12 protein-coding genes and 1 pseudogene are annotated in these 18,546 nt (G+C 74.9%); 9 read left to right on the top strand and 4 right to left on the bottom strand.

The genetic code is table 11. The features are described from left to right. Window positions 1-90: 90 nt before the first annotated feature. Both ACFYNX_RS01950 and ACFYNX_RS01945 read right to left on the bottom strand, forming a co-directional pair. Window positions 91-336: a DUF6479 family protein gene (locus tag ACFYNX_RS01950; RefSeq protein WP_388656601.1), complete on the bottom strand. Its 246-nt coding sequence runs from the start codon at window positions 334-336 to the stop codon at window positions 91-93. Window positions 337-439: 103 nt separating this feature from the next. Then, window positions 440-1,405, bottom strand: coding sequence for an LLM class F420-dependent oxidoreductase (locus ACFYNX_RS01945; protein WP_125668071.1), 966 nt, complete (start codon window positions 1,403-1,405; stop codon window positions 440-442). Between the two features lie 153 nt (window positions 1,406-1,558). On the opposite strand from ACFYNX_RS01945, the gene ACFYNX_RS01940 reads away from it, so the two are divergent. The 3 genes from ACFYNX_RS01940 to ACFYNX_RS01930 all read left to right on the top strand — a co-directional run bounded on the left by ACFYNX_RS01940 (window position 1,559) and on the right by ACFYNX_RS01930 (window position 3,806). Continuing rightward, a complete protein-coding gene (locus tag ACFYNX_RS01940; RefSeq protein WP_388656598.1) occupies window positions 1,559-1,789 on the top strand; it encodes a hypothetical protein in 231 nt (76 codons plus the stop codon). 116 nt (window positions 1,790-1,905) lie between these two features. After that, window positions 1,906-1,995, top strand: coding sequence for a putative leader peptide (locus ACFYNX_RS01935; RefSeq protein ID WP_356542022.1), 90 nt, complete (start codon window positions 1,906-1,908; stop codon window positions 1,993-1,995). Window positions 1,996-2,333: 338 nt separating this feature from the next. Next, window positions 2,334-3,806: a hypothetical protein gene (locus ACFYNX_RS01930; RefSeq protein ID WP_388656595.1), complete on the top strand. Its 1,473-nt coding sequence runs from the start codon at window positions 2,334-2,336 to the stop codon at window positions 3,804-3,806. Window positions 3,807-3,828: 22 nt separating this feature from the next. Here ACFYNX_RS01930 and ACFYNX_RS01925 read toward each other — a convergent pair whose 3' ends face one another. Further along, window positions 3,829-7,959, bottom strand: a complete 4,131-nt coding sequence (locus tag ACFYNX_RS01925) for a molybdopterin-dependent oxidoreductase (RefSeq protein ID WP_388656592.1) — start codon at window positions 7,957-7,959, stop codon at window positions 3,829-3,831. A 259-nt stretch (window positions 7,960-8,218) separates the two neighbouring features. Between ACFYNX_RS01925 and ACFYNX_RS01920 the strand changes: the two genes are divergently transcribed. Continuing rightward, on the top strand, window positions 8,219-8,617 hold the full coding sequence (locus tag ACFYNX_RS01920) for a molybdopterin-binding protein (RefSeq protein ID WP_388656589.1): 399 nt from the start codon (window positions 8,219-8,221) through the stop codon (window positions 8,615-8,617). 25 nt (window positions 8,618-8,642) lie between these two features. Here ACFYNX_RS01920 and ACFYNX_RS01915 read toward each other — a convergent pair whose 3' ends face one another. Continuing rightward, complete coding sequence (locus ACFYNX_RS01915; RefSeq protein WP_388656586.1) at window positions 8,643-10,166, bottom strand: PucR family transcriptional regulator; 1,524 nt, start codon at window positions 10,164-10,166, stop codon at window positions 8,643-8,645. Between the two features lie 240 nt (window positions 10,167-10,406). Between ACFYNX_RS01915 and ACFYNX_RS01910 the strand changes: the two are divergent. The 5 genes and pseudogenes from ACFYNX_RS01910 to ACFYNX_RS01890 all read left to right on the top strand — a co-directional run bounded on the left by ACFYNX_RS01910 (window position 10,407) and on the right by ACFYNX_RS01890 (window position 18,111). Next, a pseudogene (locus ACFYNX_RS01910) lies at window positions 10,407-11,239 on the top strand (FAD binding domain-containing protein). Then, on the top strand, window positions 11,236-14,019 hold the full coding sequence (locus ACFYNX_RS01905) for a molybdopterin-dependent oxidoreductase (RefSeq protein WP_388656583.1): 2,784 nt from the start codon (window positions 11,236-11,238) through the stop codon (window positions 14,017-14,019). The pseudogene ACFYNX_RS01910 and the gene ACFYNX_RS01905 overlap by 4 nt, the downstream one beginning before the upstream one ends. A gap of 147 nt (window positions 14,020-14,166) precedes the next feature. Further along, the gene (locus tag ACFYNX_RS01900) at window positions 14,167-14,733 is read left to right on the top strand and encodes a molybdopterin-dependent oxidoreductase (RefSeq protein ID WP_388656580.1); all 567 of its coding nucleotides are present in this window, start codon (window positions 14,167-14,169) and stop codon (window positions 14,731-14,733) included. Between the two features lie 326 nt (window positions 14,734-15,059). After that, window positions 15,060-15,878: a molybdate ABC transporter substrate-binding protein gene (gene modA / locus ACFYNX_RS01895; RefSeq protein WP_388656579.1), complete on the top strand. Its 819-nt coding sequence runs from the start codon at window positions 15,060-15,062 to the stop codon at window positions 15,876-15,878. Window positions 15,879-15,972: 94 nt separating this feature from the next. Continuing rightward, the gene (locus ACFYNX_RS01890) at window positions 15,973-18,111 is read left to right on the top strand and encodes an ABC transporter permease (RefSeq protein WP_388656577.1); all 2,139 of its coding nucleotides are present in this window, start codon (window positions 15,973-15,975) and stop codon (window positions 18,109-18,111) included. The last annotated feature ends 435 nt before the right edge of the window (window positions 18,112-18,546 follow it).

Raw genomic sequence — 18,546 nt, 5'->3', positions numbered from 1 at the left:
GGAACGGGGCGCCGGGGGCCCGGAGCACGCGGCTCGTCGGCGCGGGCGCCTTCTGGGAAGTCCTCGGCGAGATCCTCATGGTCCCGCTCCTCAACGGCCCTGGTCCCGCTCGGACTGCTCCGGCGGCTGCCAGGAGTCCCGCTTCGCCTCGGCCGCCGGGGGCTGCGACACGCCGGGGGCCTGCCTCCGCCGGGCCACCCGTCGGGAACCCCACCAGAACGCGCCGAGGAGCAGGGCCGCCACCACGATTCCGACCACGATCAGCAGGAGCGAGGAGGACCCTTCGGCGGCCAGCGTGGAGGGCGGTGCGACGGCGGGGAGAGAGAAGAGAAGCATGATCGCCCTTCCTGTCGGAGACGGGGCAGTTCGTTCGGAACGGCGGCTACCCTCGCGGAGAAGATCCATTCGCTCACGGTCGGTGCCCCGTCCCCGCCCGTCCTCAGAGCTCGCGCAGGGCCGGGAGGAGTTCCTTCTCCGCCCAGCGCAGGAACGGCTCCTGGTGCTCGCCGCCGATCTGGACGAGGGCCAGCTCGGTGAACCCGGCCTCGGCGTACGGGCGGGCGGCCTCCACGAACGCGTCGACGTCGTCGCCGCACGGGATGTTCTCCGCCACGTCCTCGGGCCGGACCGTCTCGGTGGCCTGGGCGAACCCGGAGGGCAGCGGAAGCTCGGAGTTGACGCCCCAGCCGCCCAGCGACCAGCGGAACTGGTCGTGGGCGCGCGCCACCGCCGCCTCCCGGTCGGGGTCGTAGCAGACCGGCACCTGGCCGACGCGCGGCTTGCCCGCGCCGCCGTGCGCGTCGAAGGCGTCGAGCAGCTCCCCCTTCGGCTCCGTGGCGATCACCAGGTCCGCCCGGCGCCCGGCGACCTTGCAGGAGTGCGGGCCCGAGACGGCGATCCCGATGGGCGGGGGAGTGTCGGGGACGTCCCACAGCTTGGCGTTCTCAACCTGGAAGTGGGTCCCGCGGTGGGTCACGTACTCGCCGGAGAACAGGTCGCGGATGATCCCGGCGGCCTCGTCCAGCATCTCCAGGCGGACGCCGGCCGAGGGCCAGCCCGCGCCGACGACGTGCTCGTTCAGGATCTCGCCCGAGCCGAGGCCGAGCCGGAACCGGCCCTCGGAGAGGAGCTGCACGGTCGCCGCCTTCTGCGCCACGACCGCCGGGTGGTAGCGGAAGGTCGGGCAGGTCACGTACGTCATCAGCGGGATGCGGGAGGTCGCCTGCGCCGCCGCCCCCAGGACGCTCCACGCGTACGGGGCGTGGCCCTGGGAGTCCAGCCACGGGAAGGAGTGGTCCGAGATCACGGAGAAGTCGAACCCGACGCGTTCCGCCTCGACCACGTGCCCCACCAGCTCACGGGGCCCGGCCTGCTCGGTCATCATCGTGTAGCCGATCTGCATCATGCCGGGCGACTTGCCGCGAACACGCTCCTTGAAACGGGCATGCCGGGCACTTCTCCCGATGGCGGCCGGAAGTGTGCTCGGTGGCCGGAAAGGGGTTCGACCGGCGGAAATGGGTGCCGGCCCCGATGTGGACGGGTGGGGTCCCGGGGGACGGTGGGGTGGAGGAGCACCCGGCGCCCCCGCGAGCACCGGCGCGGCCGGGCCCGGTCGGCGATGGCCCTCGCCCTCGCCGCCGTCGTCGTCGGCGGAGTCGTCCCGCACGGGCTGCTCCTGGCGGCGGGCCTCGTCATGGCGGCCCTCGCGGTGAACCTCTTCGACACCCGGGAGCAGCGGTACGGACGGCACCGGCGTGGACGCGGGCGGGACGCCGGCGGTCCGCGGTGACGCGGGGCCGAACCCCCGTGCCCGGGACGGGCGTCGGAGCCGCCCGCGCCGCCGTCCCACTCCGTGGAACACCGGCCGGTGCGCCTTGACCCCGCCGACGGGCACCTGCTTCGATCATGCACATGAAGAGCCGCCGGACGACCCTCACGCGACGACGTCACGTCGACCTCGCGCGCACGTCCGGCGCCCTCTGTAGCGGACGCTGACCCCGGCCGCCGCCCTCCGCGCCCGCCGGAACCGCGCCCGGCCGCGCCGCCCCCGTGGCGCCGCCCCCGGCCGCGGCCCGTCACCCTCTCCGCGCGTCGCCGTTCGCCGCGGCCGGACCCCGGCCGCGTAACACCCAGCCCTTCTCACCGGCCCCACCGGCCCCACCGATCCCTCCCTCCTCCCGGCGATCCCGGGAGTTCCCGATCCGGGGACCCGCGGGGCCCGCCCGGCCGTGCCCGCCGCCCCGGCCCGTACACACCACTCCGCCCGTACGGGCCGCCGCGCCCGCGCACGCGCCCCCACGCCGTTGCCCTCCCGGAAGGAAACCGTCCTCCTCATGGCCGTCCCGTCCGCGCGCCCCCGCGCCCGCCGCAGGCCCCTGGTCGCCGCGCTGTTCTCCGCCCTCGCCCTCGCGGCCACCGCCGTCCCCGCCGGAGCGGCCCCCACCGCGCGGAGCTTCCTCCCCGTACCGCCGCACAACCCGTACGCGGGCCCCGACGGGACCGCCACCATGCACGGGGACACCGGCTCCTCGGACACCACCCCGCTGGCGGGCCCCGGCGCGGGCGCCCTGGCCTCGAAGCGGGTGGCCCTCGCCTCCGCCTGCCCCACCGTCCTCGTCGGCTCCGACGGCCACCCGGTCGTCCTGTGCACCCCGATCCTCGGCCAGGTCCCGACCGTCCACCTCCTGAACCCGGCCGACGGCTCCTCCCTCACCACCCTCCGGCTCACCAAGGGCTCACTCCTCGGCGGTGTCTACGCCTACCTGGACGCCGAGGACCGGCTCGTCGTCGTGGACGGCAGCCGCAGCCTCCTGCGCGTCGCCCACCGCAAGGACGCCTCCGGCACCTGGCGCCTCTCGGTCGACCGCAGCCTCTCCCTCGCCTCCGCCGTCCCCGCCGACGACGCGGTCACCGGCCTCTCGCCGGACTGGCAGGGGCGCGTCTGGTTCGCCACCGGCAACGGCGTGGTCGGCCTCGCCGACGACCGGACCGGACGGATCGACACCCTGCGGCTCCCGGCCGGCGAGCGCGTCGCCAACAGCATCTCCACCGCCCCCGAGGGCACCGCCGTCACCAGCACCCACGCCACCTACCTGCTCACCGCGGGCGCCGACGGCACGCCGAGGATCGCCTGGCGACAGGCGTACGACCGGGGCCGGGCCCGCAAGCCGGGCCTGCTGAGCTGGGGCAGCGGCTCCACCCCGACCTTCCTCGGTCCGAAGACCGGCACCGACTACGTCGCGATCGTCGACAACGCCGACACCACCGTCCACCTCAAGGTCTACCGCACCGCCGACGGCGGCGAGATCTGCTCGATCCCCGTCCTCCGGGCCGCCGGCGGTCCCGGCAGCGAGAACTCGCCGATCGGCGCGGGCAACAGCGTCTTCGTCGCCGGCACCTACGGCTACCCGTACCCCGCGCTCCCGGACGGCGCGGGCCCGTCCGTCCCCTCCTCGGCCGACTTCGCCGGCGGCCTGACCCGGGTGGACGTCCGCCCCGACGGCACCGGCTGCGCCACGGTCTGGGACACCACCCTGCGCTCGGCGGCCGTCCCGAAGCTGTCCACCGCCACGAACACCCTGCACACCGTCGTGCGCGACCCCCTGATCCCCGGCACCAGGGGGACGGGCGTCCTCGACCCGTACCGCTACGTCCAGATTGACCCGGAGACGGGCCGCGTCACCCGCTCCCAGCAGATCGGCATCGGATCCCTGTACGACACGCTCCAGATGGCCGGCACCGTCGCCCCGGACGGCGCCTACCTCCAGGGCACGGTCACCGGCGTCCTGCGGATCACCGCGGGCTGAGCCCCGCCCGCGTCCGCACGCCTCAGTACACGTCGCGGACGTACCGCCGGTCCGCGGCCATCCGCTCGACGTAGGCCGCCGCCTCCTCGTCGCCCATCCTCCCGTGGCGGGCGACGAGTTCGCGCAGGGTCCGGTCGACGTCCCCGGCCATGCGGGTCGCGTCGCCGCAGACGTGGAAGTGGGCGCCGTCCCGCAGCCAGGACCAGAGGACGGAGCCGTGCTCGCGCATGCGGTCCTGCACGTAGACCTTGTTCCGCCGGTCGCGGGAGAAGGCGGTGTCGAGCCGGTCGAGGTGGCCGGAGGCGAGATGGGCCTCCAGCTCCTCGCGGTGGTAGAAGTCGGTGGCCTCGTGCTGCTCGCCGAAGAACAGCCAGTTGCGGCCGGTGTGGCCCCGGGCCCGGCGGTCCTCCAGGAAGCCGACGAAGGGGGCCACGCCCGTCCCGGGCCCCACCATGATCAGGGGCGCGGCGGGGTCGGCCGGCGGCCGGAAGTGCGGGGAGCGCCGCACGAAGACCTGGACGGGACCGTCGTCGGCGTGGTCGGCCAGATAGGCGGAGCACACGCCGGTGCGGTCCCGGCCGCGGTCGTTGCCGTAGCGCACGACGGAGACGGTGAGCCGGACCTCGCCCGGGTGGGCCAGCGGGCTGGAGGAGATCGAGTACAGGCGCGGCTGGAGGCGCTTGAGCACCCCGGTCCACTCGGTGGCGCAGGCGCGGACGGGGAAGTCGCCGATCACGTCGGCCATCTGGAGCCCCCACCCCCACTTCGCCAGCTCGTCCTTGTTGCCGGGGCGCAGCAGCCGCCGCAGGTCGTGGCTTCCGGAGCGCTCGGCGACGAACCTCAGCAGGTCCGGGGTGACGCGCGTGATGTCGAGCCGGGTCCGCAGGGCCTCGGCGAGGGGGAGGGGCCCGGCGCCGCCCGCGTCGACCGGCTCGTCGGGGTCGAGCCCCGTGAGGGCGAGCCACTCGGCGACCAGGCCGGTGCCGTTGACCGGCCACACCCCGAGCGCGTCGCCCGCCTCGTACGCGAGCTCGCCGCCGCGGGTGTCGAAGGCGAACTCCCGCACCTCCTTCCGCGAACCGGGCAGGCTGAGCAGCCGGTTGCCGACGAGGAGCGTGGCGAACGGAGAGGCCTTCGTGTACTCCCCGGTCCGCGCGGCGCCGGGGGCGGGAACGGACGGGGGAGGAGGGGCCGGGGCGGCGAGCAGCGGGAGGAGCGCCGCGAGCCAGGCCGCGGAGCTCTCCTCGTGGTCGGGTTCGCAGTCGGTACGGGGATGGAGACGGGTGGCGCCGAGTGCGGCGAGGCGCTCGTCGACGCGCCGCCCGTGGCCGCAGAAGTCGGCGTACCCGGAGTCGCCGAAGGCCAGGACGGCGAAGCGGACGCCGTCGAGGCGCGGGGCGTCGGGGGAGGCCAGCGCCTGCCAGAAGGCCGCTCCGTTGTCCGGGGCGTCGCCGTCCCCGAACGTACTGGTCACCACCAGCAGGTCCGCGTCGGAGCCGAGCCGCCCGGGGTCGGCGCCCTCCATCGGGAGCAGGGCCGGGGCGTGTCCGGCCTCGGCGAGGCGGCCGGCGGCGGTGGCGGCGAACTCCTCGGCCGTACCGGTCTGGGAGGCCCACAGGACCAGCAGGCGGCGCGCGGGGACGGCCCGTTCCCCGTCGTCCCGCGCCGGCGCCCCGTCCCGTGCCCCGGCCCGCGAGAACGCCCCGGCCAGCACCCCGTCGACCCAGAGACCGCGCTCCGGCGCGAAGGGCGCGGACGCGGGCAGGACCGGCACGCGGCCGTCGGCGGGTGCTCCGGCGAGCCCGGACGTTCCGGCGAGCCCGGTCAGGAACGCCGCGAGGTAGCGGCGCTCCGGCTCGGTGAACGGGGGAGGGGCGAGGTCCGCGACGCCGAACAGGGCGGCGAGCGCGGGCGCGGGGCCTTCCTCCGGCTCCGGCCCTGGCTGCTCCTTCGAGTCGGTGACGGATACGGGAGCGGTCGTCTTCGCGAGGGTCACCGCGCACACCTTGAACTCGGGCTGGAAGGAGATCGGGTCGACGGCGTCGTGGGTGACGGCGTTGACGCTCAGGTACTCGCCGAACAGGTCGTTCCAGTGGAACGGGGCGAAGCAGTCGCCGGGCCGGACCCGGTCGGTGACCACGGCGGGCAGGACGGCGCGCCCGCGCCGCGAGGCGACCTCCACGCCGTCCCCCTCGGCGATGCCGAGCGCCGCCGCGTCCTCGGGGTGGATCTCGACGAAGGGCCCGGGGTTCAGTTTCGCGAGCTTGGCGACCTTGCCGGTCTTGGTCAGCGTGTGCCACTGGTGCTGGAGGCGCCCGGTGTTGAGGACGAACGGGTAGGCGTCGTCGGGGAGTTCCGCCGCCGGGAGGTGCGGGCGCGCGAAGAACCGGGCGCGTCCGCTCGCCGTCGGGAAGGCCAGTCGGGGCCGGGTGCCGTCCTCGCGTTCCAGGAGCGTCTGGCTGACGCCGTCGTTCACGTACCGGACCGGGTTGCGGTCGGGACCGTCGGCGGCCGGGGCCGGCCACTGCACGGGGGTGGCGCGCAGCCTCTCGTACGTCACGCCGCGCAGGTCCCAGCCGGTCTGCGGGTTCCACGCCCGCTTGAGCTCCTCGAACACCTCCTCGGCGGAGGCGTGCGCGAAGCCGTCGGCGAAGCCCATCGCGCGGGCGACGCGGGCGATGAGCTGCCAGTCGGGCAGGGCCTGGCCGGGCGGGTCGACGACCCCCTGGACGAGGGTGAGGTTCCGCTCGGAGTTGACCATGACGCCGTCGGACTCCGCCCACAGCGTGGCGGGCAGCACCACGTCCGCGTACGCGTTGGTCTCGGTCTCGGCGAACACGTCCTGGGCGACGACGAGTTCGGCGGCCTCCAGTGCGTCGATGACGGTCCTGCGGTTGGCGACGGAGGCGACCGGGTTGGTGCAGATGATCCAGCAGGCCTTGACCTCCCCGGCCGCCATCCGCTCGAACATCTCGACGGTGCCGCGCCCCGTCTCGGTCCGCAGCGTCCCCTCGGGGACGTTCCACAGCTCCTCGACGAAGGCGCGGTCGGCGTCGACGAGGACCGACCGCTGGCCGGGCAGCCCCGGTCCCATGTAGCCCATCTCCCGGCCGCCCATGGCGTTGGGCTGACCGGTCAGCGAGAACGGCCCGGCGCCCGGCCGGCAGATCGCCCCGGTCGCGAGGTGCAGATTGACCAGCGCGTTGGTGTTCCAGGTGCCGTGCGTGGACTGGTTGAGCCCCATGGTCCAGCAGCTCGTCCACGCTCCGGCCTCGCCGATCCACCGCGCGGCCTCCCGGATGTCGGCCTCGGGGAGGCCGGTGATCCCGGCGACCTTCGCGGGCGGGTAGTCGGCGAGGAAGGCGGGCATGTCCTGCCAGCCCTCCGTGAACTCCGCGACGAACTCCTCGTCGACGTGCCCGTTCTCGACGAGCAGGTGCAGCAGCCCGTTGAGCAGGGCGAGGTCGGTGCCCGGCCTGATCGGGAGGTGGAGGTCCGCCTTGTCGGCGGTGGCGTTGCGCCGGGGGTCGACGACGATCACCTTCGCCCCGGCCGTCTTCACCCGGTCCGTCATCCGCAGGAAGAGGACGGGGTGGCAGTCCGCCATGTTGGAGCCGATCACGAGGAACACGTCCGCGTGGTCGAAGTCCCGGTAGGACCCGGGCGGTCCGTCCGCGCCGAGCGACAGCTTGTAGCCGGACCCGGCCGACGCCATGCACAGCCGGGAGTTCGACTCGATCCGGCTCGTCCGGACGAAGCCCTTGGCCAGCTTGTTCGCCAGGTACTGCGCCTCCAGGGACATCTGCCCGGAGACGTAGAAGGCCAGCGCGTCGGGCCCGTGCTCGTCCAGGATCGCGCGCAGTCGCCCCGCGACCCGGGCGACGGCGGCGTCGACGTCCGTCTCGACCGGCTCGCCCCCGCGCTCCGCCCGCACCAGCGCCTTCCCGAGCCGCCCCGGGGCCGCCGTCATGTCGGCGCTCGTGGCCCCCTTCGTGCACAGGCGGCCCGAGTTGGCCGGGTGCGCCTTGTCGCCGGACGCCCGCACGACCCTCCGCAGCCCGGTCGCCGGATCGCGCGCCACGTCGAGGACGATGCCGCAGCCGACCCCGCAGTACGAGCAGACCGTTCGCGTCGTCCCGCCTTCCGGCTCCATCGGCACTCCTCCTCGTCGTCCTCCCGGTCGGGAGGTCTCCCCGCCCACCCGACCGTAGGAAGCCCCGGTTTCCGGACGATCACGCCCCTCGCGCACGGGGCGTTACACCGGACGCACGCCGGGCGGCGGGACGCCGTGAGCACCGCGCCGGCACGTCGTTCTTCCCGGTCGGGGGCGGTGCTCCGGCCACGCGGGAGCCCAGGTCCCCCCAAGGGCCTGCCCGGCCCTGATCCGCCGGGGCACCCCCTAGAGTGCGGGGATGCCGTCGTACAGCATGGGGCAGGTCGCGCGGCTGCTCGGAGTGAGTTCGGAGACCGTTCGCCGGTGGGCGGACGGGGGCAGGCTGGCCGTGGAGCGCGACGGGGCCGGCCGGCGGGTGGTCGAGGGGGTGGCCCTGGCCGCCTTCGCCCGGGAGCGGGGCGCCGGGCTGCACGCCGTCCCGGAGGACGACGTGCCGACCTCGGTGCGGAACTCCTTCGTGGGGATCGTGACCGGGGTGCGGACCGACGACGTGGCCGCCCAGGTGGAGGTGCAGTCGGGGCCGCACCGGCTGGTGTCCCTGGTGACCCGCGAGGCCGTCGAGGAGCTGGGGCTCGACGTCGGGGCCACGGTCACCGCCCGGGTGAAGTCGACCGACGTGCACGTCGACCTGGTCTGACCCGTACGGGACCGCCCCGGCCGGGTCAGCGGCAGAGGAGGGCGGCGCGCAGGTCCACCCGGTCGTCGAGCCGGGACAGGTCCCGGCCGGTGAGGGTCTCGATGCGCTCGACGCGGTAGTGGACCGTGTTGACGTGGATGTGGAGGGACTCGGCGGTCCTCGTCCAGGAGCAGTCGTGCGCCAGGAACGCCTCCAGGGTCTCCAGGAGCATGGCGCCCGACCCCCGCCCGGCGCCGAGGAGGGGGCCGAGGACCGTCGTGCGGTAGACCTCCCGCACGTCGACGGGGACGCCGGCCAGCAGCAGGGCCAGCCCGCCGAGGTCGCGGAGCCCGGCGACCGGCGGGGCCAGGGCGGTGGCCGCCGCGAGGGCGTAACGGGCCTTCGCGAGCGCGGTGTTCAGCGACGTGGGCGCGGTGACGGGCAGGCTCAGGCCGACCCGCCAGGCGCTCTCGGGGCGGCAGGCCCGGATCAGCGGCCACACCTCGCGCAGCCGCTCTCCCACCTCGTCCGCCGCGTCCTCCTCGTGGGCGAGGACCGCCGTCGCCTCGTCGCCGGCGCCCCGGGCGACGGCGAACGCGACGGACGGCAGGTGGCCGAGCGCCTCGGTGAGCGCGGCGACGCCGTCGGCACCGGCGTTCCCGTCCGGTTCCAGGGCCGCGACGACCACCGTGTGGGCGGCCCGCCCCGCCAGGCCGCAGGAGGCCAGCGCGGACCGCAGGTGGTCGGTGTCGGCGCGCAGGGCGCCGACGGCCTCCACGAGCCGGGCGGAGGCGGCGGCGCGCGCCGTCCGGTGCCGGTCCCGGCGGCGCCGGTGCCGGCCGAGGAGTTCGGATATCTCCTGGAGGACCCGCGGGGGCACCCGCCCCTCCTCCGGCAGGTGCAGGTACCAGGTGTCGAAGTCGGTGCCCTCGGCCTCGACGCGCAGCGTCGTGCCCCGCCCGCCGCGCAGGACCTCCGCGGCCTCCCGGGCGGGCAGCTCCGCCGCACCGCCGGTGCGGGCCACGGTCCGGCCGCCGGGGGTGAGCAGGTGGCAGGCGGGCGTGCCGAGGTGGGCGAAGGCCCGGTCGAGCAGTTCGCCGGTCGTCGCACCGCCCTCCAGGGCGCGGTCGAGGTCCAGGCGCACGTTCTCCGGCAGGGCGCGGTGGTCGGCGGGGTGCCGGCTGAGCTCGCCCCACTGGCGCAGGTAGACGGCTTCGGTGACGGCCCGGAAGCTGGTGTGCGGGGGTACGGCGACGAGGGCGACGCGGTGCCTCCGGCACGCGTCGACGAGCTCGCGCGGCACGTGCCCGTGGGTCTCCTCGCCGGCGAGCAGCGCCACCGCCCCCGCCCGGCGCAGGGCCGACACGAAGCGGTCCGTCTTGGCCGGCGCCCCCTCCCTGCTCCACCACACGAGCCCGCTCAGCACCACCTCGCCCGGCTGGAGGAAGCGCTCCGGGTCCTCCAGGTCGGTCGCGGTCACCCCGGCGATCTCCTGGCCGAGCAGCGCCTCGTCGCCCCAGACCAGGGAGAGGTCCAGACGGTCGAGTCGGAGGAGGTGGTCGACGTGCATGCGGGGCTCCTTGCGCGGTCGCGGGACGGACCCGCCCTCACATTCACGAGGCGAATGCGAGTCGCTGCATCGTAGATGCCCGGGTGTGGGCCGGGAAAAGCTCCTGGATGATCCTCCGGGGCCGAGGACCGGGAGGGGGACGATTTCCGGGTGCGCGTCCAGTCGTGCCGCGCGCCCCCGCCCGGCTTCACTGGCCTGAAGGAACCGGTCGGAGGACGCCGGTCGGAAGGCGGGGACGGGATGGACCTCAACACGATCACGGACGTGCGGGACGCGCGCCTGCGCGAACCCTGGCGCCCCGGGGACGCCTGGCTGGGAGGCGGGACCTACCTCTTCTCCGAGCCCCAGCCCACCTGCGCCGGCTCGTCGACCTGAGCCGGACGGGCTGGGAACCGCTCACGCGTCACCCGGACGGCTCGCTGGAGATCGCGGCGACCTGCACGATCACCCAGCTCTCCCGCTTCGGACGGCGCTCCCTCGACGCCCCCGCGGCCCCGCTCTTCGAACAGTGCTGCCGGGCCTTCCTCGCCTCCTTCAAGATCTGGAACATGGCCACCGTCGGCGGGAACCTGTGCAACGGCCTCCCGGCCGGACCGATGATCTCGCTCACCGCCGCCCTCGACGGAAGCTGCCTCCTCCAGGCGCAGGACGGCTCCACGCGCGAGGCGAAGGTGGCCGAATTCGTTCGGGGCGCGGGCGTCAAGGACCTCGCGGAGGGCGAACTCCTGCGCTCGGTGACACTGCCCGGCCGGGCCCTGGAGTGCCGTACGGCCTTCCGGCAGGCCTCGCTGTACGGGCTCGGCCGGTCCGGAGCACTGGTCATCGGGACGCTCGACCCGGTGGACGGCTCGCTGACGGTCACGGTGACCACCGCCACCACCCGCCCCTTCCGGTTCTGGTTCCCGCTCCCGCCCGCCCGCGAGGCGCTCCGGACCGCGATCGACACCGCCGTACGGGACGAGGACTGGTTCGACGACATCCACGGACTGCCCGAGTGGCGCCGGCACATGGGCCTGCGCCTCGCCGAGGAGGTCCGCCGCGAACTGACCGCACCGGAAGGAGACGCCCGATGAGCTTCGAGGTCCGCGTCAACGGACGCGCGTTCGACGACGAGCCGCGCGGTGGCCAGTGCCTGCGCACCTACCTCCGCGAGCGCGGCTGGTTCGGGGTGAAGAAGGGGTGCGACGCGGGGGACTGCGGCGCCTGCACCGTCCACGTCGACGGACAGCCCGTCCACAGTTGCCTGTACCCGGCGGTGCGCGCGGAGGGCCGTGCCGTCACCACCGTCGAGGGGCTCGCCTCCCCGGACGGCGAACTCCACCCCGTACAGCAGCGGTTCCTCGACGCGCAAGGCTACCAGTGCGGCTTCTGCACGGCCGGCTTCCTCATGACGACCGCCGCCCTGGAGGCCGAGCGGGACACCCCGCACGACGACGGCAAGCTCGACGACCTGCCCCGCGCCTTCAAGGGCAACATCTGCCGCTGCACCGGCTACCGGGCGATCGAGGACGCCGTACGGGGCGTGAAGCACACCGAACGCCCCCGCGCCGGGAAGGCGGTGGGCCGCAACGTCGGCGCGCCCGCCGGCCCCCAGGTCGTCACCGGCACCGCCCGCTACACCTTCGACGTCGAGGTCCCCGGCCTGCTGCACATGAAGCTGCTGCGCTCCCCGCACCCGCACGCCCGGATCGTCGCCGTCGACACCTCCGCCGCGCTCCGCGTCCCCGGCGTGCACGCCGTCCTCACCCACGAGGACGCCCCCGCGACCCTGTACTCCAGCGCCCGCCACGAACACCCCACCGAGGACCCCGACGACACCCGCGTCCTGGACGACGTCGTCCGGTACGTCGGCCAGCGGGTCGCCGCCGTCGTCGCCGACAGCGAGCGGGCCGCCGAGGAGGGCTGCCGCCGGATCGAGGTCACGTACGAGCGGCTGCCGCACGTGGTCGACCCGGAGGAGGCCATGCGCCCCGGCGCCCCCGTCCTCCACGCGGGCAAGGGACCGGCGGAGCGCATCGCCCGGGTCGAGAACAACGTCGCGGGCGAGGTCCACGGCGAGATCGGGGACGTCGAGCGGGGGTTCGCCGAGGCGGACGTCGTGTACGAGGAGACCTTCCGCACCCAGCGGGTCCAGCACGCCAGCCTCGAAACCCACGGCTGCGTGGCGTACTTCGAGCCCGGGGAGGACGGCACGGGGGAGCGGCTCACCGTCCGCTCCTCCACCCAGACCCCGTTCCTGACCCGGCGGGCCCTGTGCGCGCTGTACGGCCTGCCGGAGGACGGGGTGCGGGTGGTCGCGGGCCGGGTCGGCGGCGGCTTCGGCGGCAAGCAGGAGATGCTCACCGAGGACGTCGTCACCCTGGCCGCCCTCAAGCTGCGTCGACCGGTGAAGCTGGAGTACACCCGCGCCGAGCAGTTCTACGGCGCGACCACCCGCCACCCGTTCACCATCCGCGTCAAGGCCGGAGCACGGCAGGACGGCACGCTCACCGCCGTACGGATGCGGGTGGTGGCCGACACCGGCGCGTACGGCAACCACGGCCCGGCGGTCATGTTCCACAGCGTCGGCGAGTCCTTCGCCGTCTACCGCGCCCCGCACAAGAAGGTCGACGCCTACTCCGTCTACACCAACGCCGTCCCGGCCGGCGCCTTCCGCGGCTACGGCCTCGGCCAGGTCACCTTCGCCGTCGAGTCCGTCATGGACGAACTCGCCCGCCGCCTCGACATGGACCCGCTGGCCTTCCGGGAGAAGAACGTCATCGGCCCGGGGGAGGGCATGCACAGCCCGATCGGCGAGGAGGAGGACCTCCACATCGCCTCGTACGGACTCGACCAGTGCCTCTCCGTCGTGCGCGACGCCCTCGCCGGGGACCGCAGCGCGCAGGACGCCCCCGAGGGCTGGCTCGTCGGACAGGGCACGGGCATGGCGATGATCGCGACCGGGCCGCCCGGCGGCCACTACGCCCACGCCCGGGTCTCGCTCCTGGAGGACGGCACGTACGACATCGCGGTCGGCACGGCCGAGTTCGGCAACGGCACCACCACCGTCCACAAACAGATCACCGCCGGCGCCCTGAACACCACCGAGGACCGGCTCGCCGTCCGCCAGTCCGACACCGACGTCGTGCGCCACGACACCGGCGCCTTCGGCTCCGCCGGCACCGTCGTCGCCGGCAAGGCCGTCCTGCTCGCCGCGACCTCCCTCGCCGAACGGCTGCGCACCCTCGCCGCACGGCACACGGGCACGGCCCGTCACCTGTGCGTGCTCGGCGCCGAGTCCGTCGACTGCGCCGGACGCACGGTGGCCCTGAAGGAGCTGTACGAGGCGGGGCACGCGCTCGGGGCCGCGCAGGAGCTGGCGGCGGACGGGCACTGGGGCGGCTCGCCGCGCTCGGTGGCCTTCAACGCCCAGTGGTTCCGGATCGCCGTCGACCCCGGCTCCGGGGAGATCCGCATCCTGCGCAGCGTCCACGCGGCCGACGCCGGCAAGGTCATGAACCCGATGCAGTGCCGGGGCCAGGTCGAGGGCGGGGTCGCCCAGGCCCTCGGCGCCACCCTCTTCGAGACCGTGCGCGTCGACGAGCACGGCGAGGTCACCACGGCCGCGTTCCGCCGCTACCGGCTTCCCCAGTACGCCGACGTGCCCCGCACCGAGGTCCACTTCACCGAGACGACCGACGCCATCGGCCCCCTCGGCGCCAAGTCGATGAGCGAGAGCCCCTTCAACCCGGTCGCCCCCGCCTTCGCCAACGCCCTGCGGGACGCCACGGGCATCCGCTTCACCGAACTGCCGGTGACCCGCGACCGCGTCTGGCTCGCCCTCGACCGGCAGGGGCGGAACGCGGTCCGATGAACCGGGCAGGGACGAGGAGCCGTCTCGTACGAACCTCACAGATGCGGCCCGAGCACGTCGATTCGCACGGCAGACACGGTTCCCCGCTCCGGCGGTCGGGTATCACTGCGCGCAGCCGCCGTACCGACCGCCGCGAGGGGACCGACGATGAGCCGACCGAACACCGCGCCCCAGCCGACCACCACTGCCGCGCCCGCACCCGCACTCGTATCCGCGACCGCGACCGCGGTCCCGTCCACCACCGGGCTCGCGCCCTCCGGATCCTTCGCGTTCCGGGGGGACGTGGCCCGCCCCACCACGCTCACCGTCGCCGACCTGCGCCGGGACTGGGAGCAGCACCGGGTCGGGGTCATCTTCGACTGCGCCACCGCCGGACCTCAGCACCACACCTTCGCCGGGCCCCTCCTGCGGGAGGTCGTCGCCGTCGCGCACCCCCGCTTCGACCCCGCCCGCCGCAAGGAGCGCTCCCGCTTCCTGATCGCCGTCGGCGGCGGCGACGGCCACCACGCGCTCCTGTCGTGGGCGGAGATCGACGCCGACTTCGGCGACGCCCCCGTCCTCCTCGCGACCCGGATGGACGACCGGGACCTCGACGGGGACGGCCCGCAGCTCGTCGTTCCCTCCGACCGCTGCGGAGCCCGCTACGTCAGCGCCGTCACGGGGATCTGGATCGGCCTCCTCCGGCTCGCCGGAACGCTTCCGTCCGAGGGGTGAGACCGCCGGGGGCGCCTCTCGTCGGTTTCTACCACCTCTCCCTCACCTGCGACGGAGAGTCCCACGATGTTGTTGCAGATGAGAGAGATCACGCCCTACGGTGTCGCACATGCTGCCCCGTACACCCGGGTCGGCAGCGCATCTGCCAGGCACCGGCCCGGACACGGCACGGCGCCGGGCGGACGCCGGCAGGACGGAGCCGGGCGGCGTGCGCACCGGCCGCCCCTGACCACGTCCCCGCAGTCCGCAGCACCCGAGACACCCCGGCCGTCGGCGCGACCGGCCCGTCCGCACGTCCCCGTTCCTCTCCAAGGAGTTCCGATCCCATGAGCCTCACCCCCGCCGGACGCCGCACCGCCGCCGCCGTGCTCACCGCCGCCCTGCTCGTCCCGCTCGCGGCCTGCTCGTCGGGCGGCGACGGCAAGGAGGACACCGGCGGCTCCACCCCCTCCGCCTCCGGCTCCGCCACCGGCGCCCCCGCTGCGAACCTCACCGTGCTCGCCGCCGCGTCCCTGACCGACGTGTTCAAGACGGCCGGCGCCGCGTACGAGAAGTCCCACCCGGGCACGAAGCTGACCTTCTCGTTCGCCGGCTCGCAGGAACTCGTCGCCCAGGTCTCCCAGGGGGCGCCCGCCGACGTCCTGGTGACCGCCGACACCAAGAGCATGGACAAGGTGAGGGCCGACACCGGCACCCCGGCGATCATCGCCAGGAACCGGCTGGTCATCGCCACCGGTGAGGGCAACCCGCACAAGGTCGACGACCTGAAGGACCTCGCGGACACCAGGCTCAAGGTCGTCCTCGCGGCCCCCGAGGTCCCCGCCGGCAAGTACAGCGAGCAGATCCTCGACAAGCAGAAGATCACGGTGAAGCCGGTCTCCCAGGAGCCCAACGTGCGCGCCGTGCTCAGCAAGGTCGAACTGGGCGAGGCCGACGCCGGACTCGTCTACAAGACCGACGCCGAGAGCGCCGCGGACAAGGTCGACGCCGTCGAGATCCCCGACGGCCAGAACGCGATCGCCACGTACCCGGCCGCCACGCTGAAGGACTCGAAGAACGCCGAGGCCGCCGCCGCGTTCGTCGCCTGGCTGTCCTCGCCCGAGGGCCAGAAGATCCTCCAGGACGCCGGCTTCCAGAAGCCGTGACGTACGGGATCGTCCACGATCGGGAGGGGCTGCCCGCACCGGGGGAGCCGGGCAGCCCCTCCGCTCCACGCCCTCACCTCTCCGGGACCGTCGAATGAAACGAGCAGGCATAAGCGCCCTCGGGCGGCGTTACGGGAGTTCCCGGCCGCCCCTCGCCCTCGTGCTGCCCGCGCTGGCGGCCGTGGCCTTCCTGGCGCTCCCCCTGATCGGCATCCTCGTACGGACCGAGTGGGGCGGACTCCCCGGCCACCTGACCGCGCCGGGCACGGTCCGGGCGCTGAAGCTGTCGCTCCTCGTCTCCTTCTGGGCGCTCGGCCTCTCGCTGCTCCTCGGGGTCCCCCTGGCCTGGCTGCTCGCACGGGTCTCCTTCCCCGGCAAGGCGGTCGTCCGCTCGCTCGTCCTGCTGCCGATGGTGCTGCCGCCGACCGTCGGCGGCGTCGCGCTGCTCCTGGCCTTCGGCCGGCGCGGGCTGCTCGGGCCGTGGCTGGAGGGCACCTTCGGCGTCACCCTTCCGTTCCACACCTCCGGCGCGGTGATCGCGGCGACGTTCGTCGCCATGCCGTTCCTCGTCATCAGCCTGGAGGGCGCGCTCGGCGGACTCCGCCCCCGGTACGAGGAGACGGCCGCCTCCCTCGGGGCCCCGCCGGTCCGCGTCTTCTTCACCGTCACGCTGCCGATGGTCGCGCCCGGGGTCCTCGCGGGCGCGGCGCTCACCTGGGCGCGGGCGCTCGGCGAGTTCGGCGCCACGATCACCTTCGCCGGGAACCTGCCCGGGACGACCCAGACCCTCCCGCTCCAGGTCTACCTCCTGCTCCAGGACGAACCCGAGGCCGCCACCTCCGTCTCCCTCCTGCTCCTTGCCATCGCCATGGGCGTCCTCGTCGCCCTGCGCGGCCGCTGGACCGGCACCCCGCAGGACCGGAAGCGCCACCCGGCCACCACGGAGGAACCGGCGAGGGCGCCGGGCGGGGAGAGTCCGGTCGTAGAGAGGCAGGCCGCGGAGGGCCCGGTCACGGGAGGCTTGGTCGTGGGGGGACCGGCCGCGGAAGGGCCGGGCGCGAGAGGCTTCGTCGTAGGGGGACCAGCCGCGGAAGGGCCGGGCGCGGGGGGCCTCGTCACGGGGAGACCGGCCACGGAGGGACCGGCCGCGGCGGAGCCGTCGGCCGACGCCGCCCCGCCCGCCTCCCCGGCCACCGGCCGGTGGGCGCTGCACGCCGACGTCACCGGCTTCACCCGGCTCGTCCTGGACGCCGGGCCCGGCACCACCATCGCCGTCGTCGGCCCCAACGGCGCCGGCAAGACCACTCTGCTCCGCGCGCTCCTCGGCCTCACCCCGCGCGCCCGCGCGGACCTCCGGCTCGGCGACGAGGACGTCACCGCACTGCCCCCGCACCGCCGCCACGTCGCGTGGGTGCCGCAGGACGGCGCGCTCTTCCCGCACCTGTCGGCCCTCGCCAACACCGCCTACGGCCTGCGCGCCCAGGGCGTCGCACGGGCCGGGGCCCGCCGCGAGGCGCAGGCCTGGCTCGACCGGCTCGGCGTCGGCCACCTGGGACACAGGAAGCCGGCGCAGCTCTCCGGCGGCCAGGCCCAGCGGGTCGCCCTCGCCCGGGCGCTCGCCGCCCGCCCCCGGCTCCTCGTCCTCGACGAACCCCTCGCCGCCCTCGACCAGACCACCCGCGCCCACGTCCGGCACACCCTGCGCACCCACCTCGCCGGCTTCGGCGGCGTCTGTCTCATCGTCACCCACGACCCCGTCGAGGCCGTCTCCCTCGCCGACCGCGTCCTCGTCCTCCAGGACGGCCGCGCCCTCCAGGACGACACCCCCGCCGAGGTCACCCGCCACCCCCGGTCCCCGTGGGTCGCCCGCATGCTCGGCCGCAACGCCTGGCCCGGCACCGCCACCCCCGACGGCCTCGCCCTCGACGGCGGCGGCACCCTGATCGCCGCCGAACCCCCGCCGCCGGGCACCCCGGCGCTCGCGATCGTCGCGCCCGAGGCGGTGTCCCTCCACCGCGAGAGGCCCACCGGCAGCCCCCGCAACGTCTGGCCCGGCACCGTACGCGAGATCACCGCCAGCGGCAGCCGCCTCCGCGTCCTCGTCACCTCCGGCGAGGCCCCCGACCTCGTCGCCGAGATCACCCCGCAGGCCGCCGCCGAACTCGGCCTCGCCGACGGCGTGTCCGTCTGGACCGGCGTCAAGGCGACCGAGACGACGATCGTGCCGCTCTGACGGCCCCGACCGCCCCGACGGCCCTGGCCGACCGCCCTTGGCGGCACCGGCCCCGGTCGTCGGCATACGGCGCCACCCGAGAGCCGCACCGCCCGGCTTCCCTCAGACCTCCGCCTCGTACGTGCGACCCGAGAGGGCGGTTCGGGCTCTTGGATGATTCACCGTACTCCCGCCCCGCGCAGGGGCCGTTTTCCGTGCCCGGATCCCATCGCCCCGACGGGCCGGGGACTGCTTGACTGGGTCGCGCCGGCCCCGGAGCGGAGGAGTGGCTCTCGCCGCCCCGGACCGACCGGCCAGGAGGGCCCTGCGCGCCGCGCGCGGTGTTCGGCGCGCAGGGGCCCCACACGGCCCCGGGCCGTCAGGAGCCTTCCCCCGGAGGACGGCACCGCGCCGGACAGGCCGTACTCATGGGGGTGGTTCTCCGCCTCGGGCCCG

Source organism: Streptomyces sp. NPDC007872 (assembly GCF_042868165.1).
In the GTDB taxonomy this organism is placed as follows: domain Bacteria; phylum Actinomycetota; class Actinomycetes; order Streptomycetales; family Streptomycetaceae; genus Streptomyces.
Note: the sequence above shows the minus strand (reverse complement) of the source record. Positions and strands in the feature narration are given on the sequence as shown.

What these genes read in the sequence shown, in the direction of transcription:
- ACFYNX_RS01920 (WP_388656589.1), top strand. Translation starts at nt 8,219, where the DNA reads ATGCCGTCGTACAGCATGGGGCAGGTCGCGCGGCTGCTCGGAGTGAGT.
- ACFYNX_RS01905 (WP_388656583.1), top strand. Translation starts at nt 11,236, where the DNA reads ATGAGCTTCGAGGTCCGCGTCAACGGACGCGCGTTCGACGACGAGCCG.
- ACFYNX_RS01935 (WP_356542022.1), top strand. Translation starts at nt 1,906, where the DNA reads ATGCACATGAAGAGCCGCCGGACGACCCTCACGCGACGACGTCACGTC.
- ACFYNX_RS01890 (WP_388656577.1), top strand. Translation starts at nt 15,973, where the DNA reads ATGAAACGAGCAGGCATAAGCGCCCTCGGGCGGCGTTACGGGAGTTCC.
- ACFYNX_RS01930 (WP_388656595.1), top strand. Translation starts at nt 2,334, where the DNA reads ATGGCCGTCCCGTCCGCGCGCCCCCGCGCCCGCCGCAGGCCCCTGGTC.
- ACFYNX_RS01915 (WP_388656586.1), bottom strand. Translation starts at nt 10,166, where the DNA reads ATGCACGTCGACCACCTCCTCCGACTCGACCGTCTGGACCTCTCCCTG.
- ACFYNX_RS01950 (WP_388656601.1), bottom strand. Translation starts at nt 336, where the DNA reads ATGCTTCTCTTCTCTCTCCCCGCCGTCGCACCGCCCTCCACGCTGGCC.
- ACFYNX_RS01945 (WP_125668071.1), bottom strand. Translation starts at nt 1,405, where the DNA reads ATGATGCAGATCGGCTACACGATGATGACCGAGCAGGCCGGGCCCCGT.
- modA (WP_388656579.1), top strand. Translation starts at nt 15,060, where the DNA reads ATGAGCCTCACCCCCGCCGGACGCCGCACCGCCGCCGCCGTGCTCACC.
- ACFYNX_RS01925 (WP_388656592.1), bottom strand. Translation starts at nt 7,959, where the DNA reads ATGGAGCCGGAAGGCGGGACGACGCGAACGGTCTGCTCGTACTGCGGG.
- ACFYNX_RS01900 (WP_388656580.1), top strand. Translation starts at nt 14,167, where the DNA reads ATGAGCCGACCGAACACCGCGCCCCAGCCGACCACCACTGCCGCGCCC.